Below are 5,341 nucleotides of genomic sequence, written 5' to 3' on the forward strand. Positions count from 1 at the left end.
ATCGCCCGCTCCTCTGTTTCTCAAAGCCTTTCAGGGCAATGCTTTCAGCCAATCCTTAAAGAAAGTATTAAGAAAACGGGAAGGGGGGAAAAAAATTATGATGGGAGCATCATTCTTTTACCATAACTTAGGCTCAAAGCCAGAATCATTAATTATTTCTACTGTTTCTCCCGATGGTTTAATCACAAATAAACCTTGTTTATAGGCATAACGATCTACTCCTTCATCTATTTCTATTCCTGCCACTGCACCATAAGCTTGATAGTTCTTATAGTGGGGAAATGCTTCTTTAAATCGACTTAATTTTTCTAGAAATTCATTAACATCATCTTTCGATAAACGAGACTTACATTCGACTAAAACTACCTCGGTTTCATCGACGGCTAAAATATCAATCTCCATGGCGATTCCTTGGCGTTTTACCCTAGCGCGACTGTAGGTTTCTTTGACATCGATACCCTTCGCACGAAATAGGCGAATAACCGCAGGTTCCACTAATTCCTCGACAAATCTTCCCCAGCGAGTGGTTAAACTATCCACCGCACGACTGGTATTTGCCACTGTTTTCTCTAGCTGTGCTAAACGGCGATCGGCTTCAGCCTTGGCTTCGGCTGCCCGGCGATCGTATTCGGCCGCTTGGCGATCATATTCGGCCTTGGCTTCGGCCGCCCGGCGATCGTATTCGGCCTTGGCTTCGGCCGCCCGGCGATCAGCTTCGGCCGCCCGGCGATCGGCTTCGGCCTTGGCTTCGGCCGCCCGGCGATCGTATTCTTGGCGTGATTGTTCAAACTTTTCGTTAGTTTTCTCGAAAAGTTTATAGATATCTTCGATGGTAATCGGTTGAGACATAGTTATTTACTTTAATCCTCCTTATTTTACTGATTACTATAATTGTACTACCAAATTACCAGTCATTTTTGGGACAGGTGTTAATTCACTGAAACATTCATCTTCGCTCTCCTGTACGCTTAGGGGGGATCCCGCAGGGAGCGGCGTAGCGGTGCGCCCCTTCAACTGAATCGCCCGAACTCCTATTTTTCCAAGCCTCTCAGGGTAATGCCTTCAGCCAATTCTTAAAAAAGTATTAAGAAAACGGGAAGGGGTCAAAAAAAATAAGGAATTTTCGGATATCACCTTTTCCGTAAACTCCCCTATATTGACGACTGTTTATCTTTATTCCTTTCTGTGAGGAGTTTAAACCTATGACATTATCAACACTTATCAAAAAATCGATCGGTGGTCGGGTCGCCCTTATCGGTCTATCTTTACTCGCTCCTGTATCTGGTGCGAGCGCCGCTACTTTTGGCTTTTCTTTCTCGAATGTGGATGGCCCGGTTAGTGGTACAGTTTCTGGGACAATAGAGTTGCCGGACGCGGCACTAACCACGGATGGGATATACGCGGCTACCGCTCTTTCCGTCACCTCCGCTCCTGCCGCTTTAGGATACACGCTACCGGTTATTGGTACATTCCCATCACTGGGTCCTAATGCTTTTAATGTTGTGGGTGGTAATATCATTCTGTCTGGTACTCAATTCGCTCGTAGTCAATTTGTTGTAACGGGTTCTCCAAATGCAAATGCATTTGGATTAAATTCTCCTCTCGGAACTCTATTCGGTACAAACGGGGTTGCTGATGCTTCAAGTGGAGTTTTAGACTCAAATAATTCAACACTGACATTTACTCGCGCTACTTCCGTTCCCGAACCGGGTACTATCTTAGGTTTAGTAACAGTGGGTGCTTTAGGGGCATTAGCTCGCAAGCGCAAGGGATAAAAGGATTTTCCGCCGCTAAAAATTCCGTAACCCCTTGACAATTTACCCGACTAGGGAGACGAAATTATTTTTACTCCCTAGTCTCTTTCCCAAAAAATAAACATGAAACATTTTCCGCTTATTTCCCCTCGAAACGTTTTAGCTTCCGTAGCGATCGCTTTATCCCTTGGTTTGGGTTTAACCGCCCCTCTACAAGCGCAGTTAAGCGGTAGAGTGAACTTTGAACGGGGCAGTGATATGGCCGCCCTCAACGGGACAATTACAGGGCGTGAATACCGAGATTTTGTCTTAAGAGCGAGAAAAGGTCAAACCCTGATGGTTTCTCTTGCTGATGATGGGACAGGCAACCCAGAAGACAAGCATAGTGTATTTTTTAATATCCTGCCGCCGGGTAGTAATAATGTAGCGATTTATAACAGTTCTGCCCAAGGACCCAACGCCATGGCTAAAATTAAACTCCCCAAAGATGGCGACTATACCATTCGTGTCTATCTCATGGGAGAAGCGAAAGACGGCAATCATACCGTTCCTTTCACCTTCTCGGTAACGATTAGGTAGTTATCGAAAAATCTTGAACGCATCCTAGAGATTATCGCCCCTCTTACTCTGTAAGAAAATCAATCATGTTCGAGTCTATAAAATTCAGCGCCATCGCCACCGGAATCGCCCTCGTCGCTACTTTACCAGTTTATGCCGCGAATACTGCTACCATGTTGTCGGCCTGCAAATCTCGCGCCGCTAATGCTTATAAAACCTCGCCGGGTAATATCGTTGTCAAATACGAAGGACAACGCACCGACGGCACTCACGCAGTGAATGGCACTTACGAGACGGATAAAATGGTCAATACCTTCCAATGTTCCTTTAACCGCAACGGCAACCAGATCGTCAAATTTATCAAAAACCTACCCTATTCCAAAGTGGACGAAGGCGCTATGTAATAACACGCTCACTTAGTCTTCATTGGAGGAGATCAAAAAAGCATGAAACCCGTTTATGTGTTGTTAATTGCTATTACTACGGGTGTTATCGGTGCGGGTATCGGATTGTTTCTAGGAGGGAAATTCTTGGGAACCCTCGGATTCACAGGTGGTGTAACCTACGGTGTTTGTGTCGCCACGGAAACGGGAAAACAAGCGGGTTTACTAACCCAATCGGAAACCGATCAACTCTTAAAACAAATTAAAGCAAGAGCGGGTTCAGATTTTAATTTGAAACCAGAACAAATCGAAGAATTCGCCAAAATCAACTGTCAAGACACCCTAGAAAAAGCGAAATCGGCCCGTTCGGAAAAAAACTAGACGGACGTTATAGTACAATTGTCAACAAATCTAGCGATCGCTGTAAAACATCTAATTAACTTGGGAAAAAACTTAAATCATGCGTAAACTCTTTTCCGCTTTTTTACTGGCCACCTTAATCACCACCCCGGTTATTCTGCCTTCCCCCGCTTTCAGCGAAATCCGTAAAGAACGAGTGCAATTCAAAGCCGGAACCGAAGGAACCACTATTCAAGGCAAAATCAAGGGAGAACAAGTCGTTCAATACCTAATTCGCGCCAATGCTGGACAAAATATGTCGGTTAGCCTCTTGAGTGATAACGGGGGCGCTTCTTTCAATATTTTCGCACCGGGAAAAGTCCCGGGCAAAGACGCGGCGATGGTTATCGGGAACAATGTCGGTAATGCCCACGAGGGAATCCTACCGGCGGACGGCGATTATACGATCCAAGTGGGTTTGACTCGCAACTCGGCCCGGAATAATGAAGTGGCTAATTATCGCCTAAAAATCTTTATTTCCAATAATTACAACCAAAGCGATGCCAAAGTACCGGGGACAAATTACCATGCTACGGGTAATGTTACCTGTTCGATGGGCGATGGAAAACCGGCGGGATCTTGTCCCTTTGGTGTCACTCGTCGGGGCAACGGTAGCGCGGATGTCACTGTTACCAAACCCGATGGTCGCAAGCGTATCATTTTCTTTGAAAAGGGAAAAGCGATCGGTGCAGATACCAGTCAGGCAGCTCCTGGAGCGTTTAGCGCCTCGAAACAAGACGATATCTATATTATTCGCATCGGCAAGGAACGCTACGAGATTTTTGAAGCGATCATCTTTGGGGGTTAGGTGCTGCTTCTCGTAAGCGCCAAGCATAAAATCCCCATTGAGGATAGTTTTGAGTATATCTTGGTCTTTAGGAGGGGTTTTACCCCTCCTTTGGTTATTTTTGGGGATAGGGGTTTAATTTTGTTAAAATACAGGTCAGGCTTGACCTGTATTTGAATTGAAAATGTATGATTCCACCTGTAAATTTATCGCCCTTGAATATTCCAGAGACTTAGCCACTTGGTTACTAGGAAAACCCTTAGACTTAACGGAAATTAAACCCTCAGAATTATCCCTAGAACCGATTAGAGCCGATACGTTAATCTTTTTGGAGTCAGAAGAATTAATCTTACATATCGAGTTCCAAACTGACCCTAAAGAAGACATTCCCTATAGAATGCTCGATTATGCCACCAGACTCTATCGATGCTATCCCCATAAACCCATCCATCAAGTGGTGATTTATCTGAGGAAAAGTAACTCCCCCAAAGTCCGACAAAATGACTATCAACAAGGGAAAACCTATCATCAATTTGAAGTGATTAGACTCTGGGAACAACCCTCAGAAACCTTATTACAAGCGCCAGGGCTATTTCCCTTCGCTATACTCGCTCAAGCTGAGAAACCAGAAAACTTACTGGGGCAAATTGCCCAAGAAATCGAGCAAATCAGCGATAGTCGAGAACAAAGCAATCTGGCCGCATCTACCGCCATTCTAGCCGGGTTAGTATTAAACAAAGACATCATTCAACGATTATTGAGGAAAGACATCATGAAAGAATCTGTTATCTATCAAGAAATCTGGTCGGAAGGTTTACAAGAGGGAGAAGCTAACCTCGTTTTACGTCAATTAAATCGCCGTATAGGTGGCATTTCACCGGAATTATCCCCGAAGATCCGCAGTCTTTCCCTAGAACAGTTAGAAAACTTAGGCGAAGCTTTGTTAGATTTTCAGTCACTACAAGATTTAGAACAATGGCTAGAAAATTGCCAAATAAATTAAGTACAAGAGAACTAATTCTCCAGTCCATGCTCTCAGCACAGGGTAGCTGCAAGCATTTGGCTATCCTTTTCTTGAGCTTGTGATACACTAACCAGAAATCTATCAATTTTCTCCCTGTGAGGAGAATAACCCGGTAATACCAGCAGAACTTATCAAAAACTTCGTTGGGGAGGGTGGCACTCAGAAATTTTTCTCTCTTAACCCCTGTATCTGGTGTAAGCGCAGTGGTCAGTGGTAAAATTAAGTGTCTATTAAAGCGATCGTTTTTGGGAATTAATCGGGATTATATCGGGTATTGAGTGATGTCAGAGGTGGAGAATTGGCTCTTCTGGTTTTCGTGTGTTAATTTTTGTTATGAATTAAAGCAAGCAAACAGCTTAAGTCGAAGATGTTCAAAATTGGTAAATCCATAACTCATTCTTTTAATAAGCTTTATTTTGGTATTCATTCCCTCAAT

General features: G+C 44.1%; 8 protein-coding genes. 6 read left to right on the plus strand and 2 right to left on the minus strand.

The features are described 5' to 3' along the window. Nucleotides 1–117: 117 nt before the first annotated feature. On the minus strand, nucleotides 118–849 hold the full coding sequence (locus tag IM509_RS15215; protein WP_287717122.1) for a DUF3782 domain-containing protein: 732 nt from the start codon (nucleotides 847–849) through the stop codon (nucleotides 118–120). A gap of 353 nt (nucleotides 850–1,202) precedes the next feature. Between IM509_RS15215 and IM509_RS15220 the strand changes: the two genes are divergently transcribed. The 6 genes from IM509_RS15220 (at nucleotide 1,203) to IM509_RS15245 (ending at nucleotide 4,884) form a co-directional block, all read left to right on the plus strand. Then, on the plus strand, nucleotides 1,203–1,775 hold the full coding sequence (locus IM509_RS15220) for a PEP-CTERM sorting domain-containing protein (RefSeq protein WP_260441382.1): 573 nt from the start codon (nucleotides 1,203–1,205) through the stop codon (nucleotides 1,773–1,775). 102 nt (nucleotides 1,776–1,877) lie between these two features. Continuing rightward, the gene (locus tag IM509_RS15225; RefSeq protein WP_052277622.1) at nucleotides 1,878–2,333 is read left to right on the plus strand and encodes a hypothetical protein; all 456 of its coding nucleotides are present in this window, start codon (nucleotides 1,878–1,880) and stop codon (nucleotides 2,331–2,333) included. 65 nt (nucleotides 2,334–2,398) lie between these two features. Further along, on the plus strand, nucleotides 2,399–2,716 hold the full coding sequence (locus tag IM509_RS15230; protein WP_002757707.1) for a hypothetical protein: 318 nt from the start codon (nucleotides 2,399–2,401) through the stop codon (nucleotides 2,714–2,716). Nucleotides 2,717–2,758: 42 nt separating this feature from the next. Then, nucleotides 2,759–3,076, plus strand: coding sequence for a hypothetical protein (locus IM509_RS15235; RefSeq protein ID WP_052277621.1), 318 nt, complete (start codon nucleotides 2,759–2,761; stop codon nucleotides 3,074–3,076). Nucleotides 3,077–3,155: 79 nt separating this feature from the next. Beyond that, a complete protein-coding gene (locus IM509_RS15240) occupies nucleotides 3,156–3,902 on the plus strand; it encodes a hypothetical protein (RefSeq protein ID WP_052277620.1) in 747 nt (248 codons plus the stop codon). A gap of 163 nt (nucleotides 3,903–4,065) precedes the next feature. Then, nucleotides 4,066–4,884 (plus strand): DUF4351 domain-containing protein, encoded by an 819-nt coding sequence (locus tag IM509_RS15245; RefSeq protein WP_185238071.1) that lies wholly within the window; start codon nucleotides 4,066–4,068, stop codon nucleotides 4,882–4,884. Nucleotides 4,885–5,236: 352 nt separating this feature from the next. Here the strand turns inward: IM509_RS15245 and IM509_RS15250 are convergent. Further along, nucleotides 5,237–5,341, minus strand: a 105-nt coding sequence (locus tag IM509_RS15250; RefSeq protein ID WP_271946612.1) for a transposase, incomplete at its 5' end; no start/stop codon positions are given.

The organism is Microcystis sp. M31BS1 (genome assembly GCF_020245285.1).
GTDB classification, from domain to species: domain Bacteria; phylum Cyanobacteriota; class Cyanobacteriia; order Cyanobacteriales; family Microcystaceae; genus Microcystis; species Microcystis panniformis.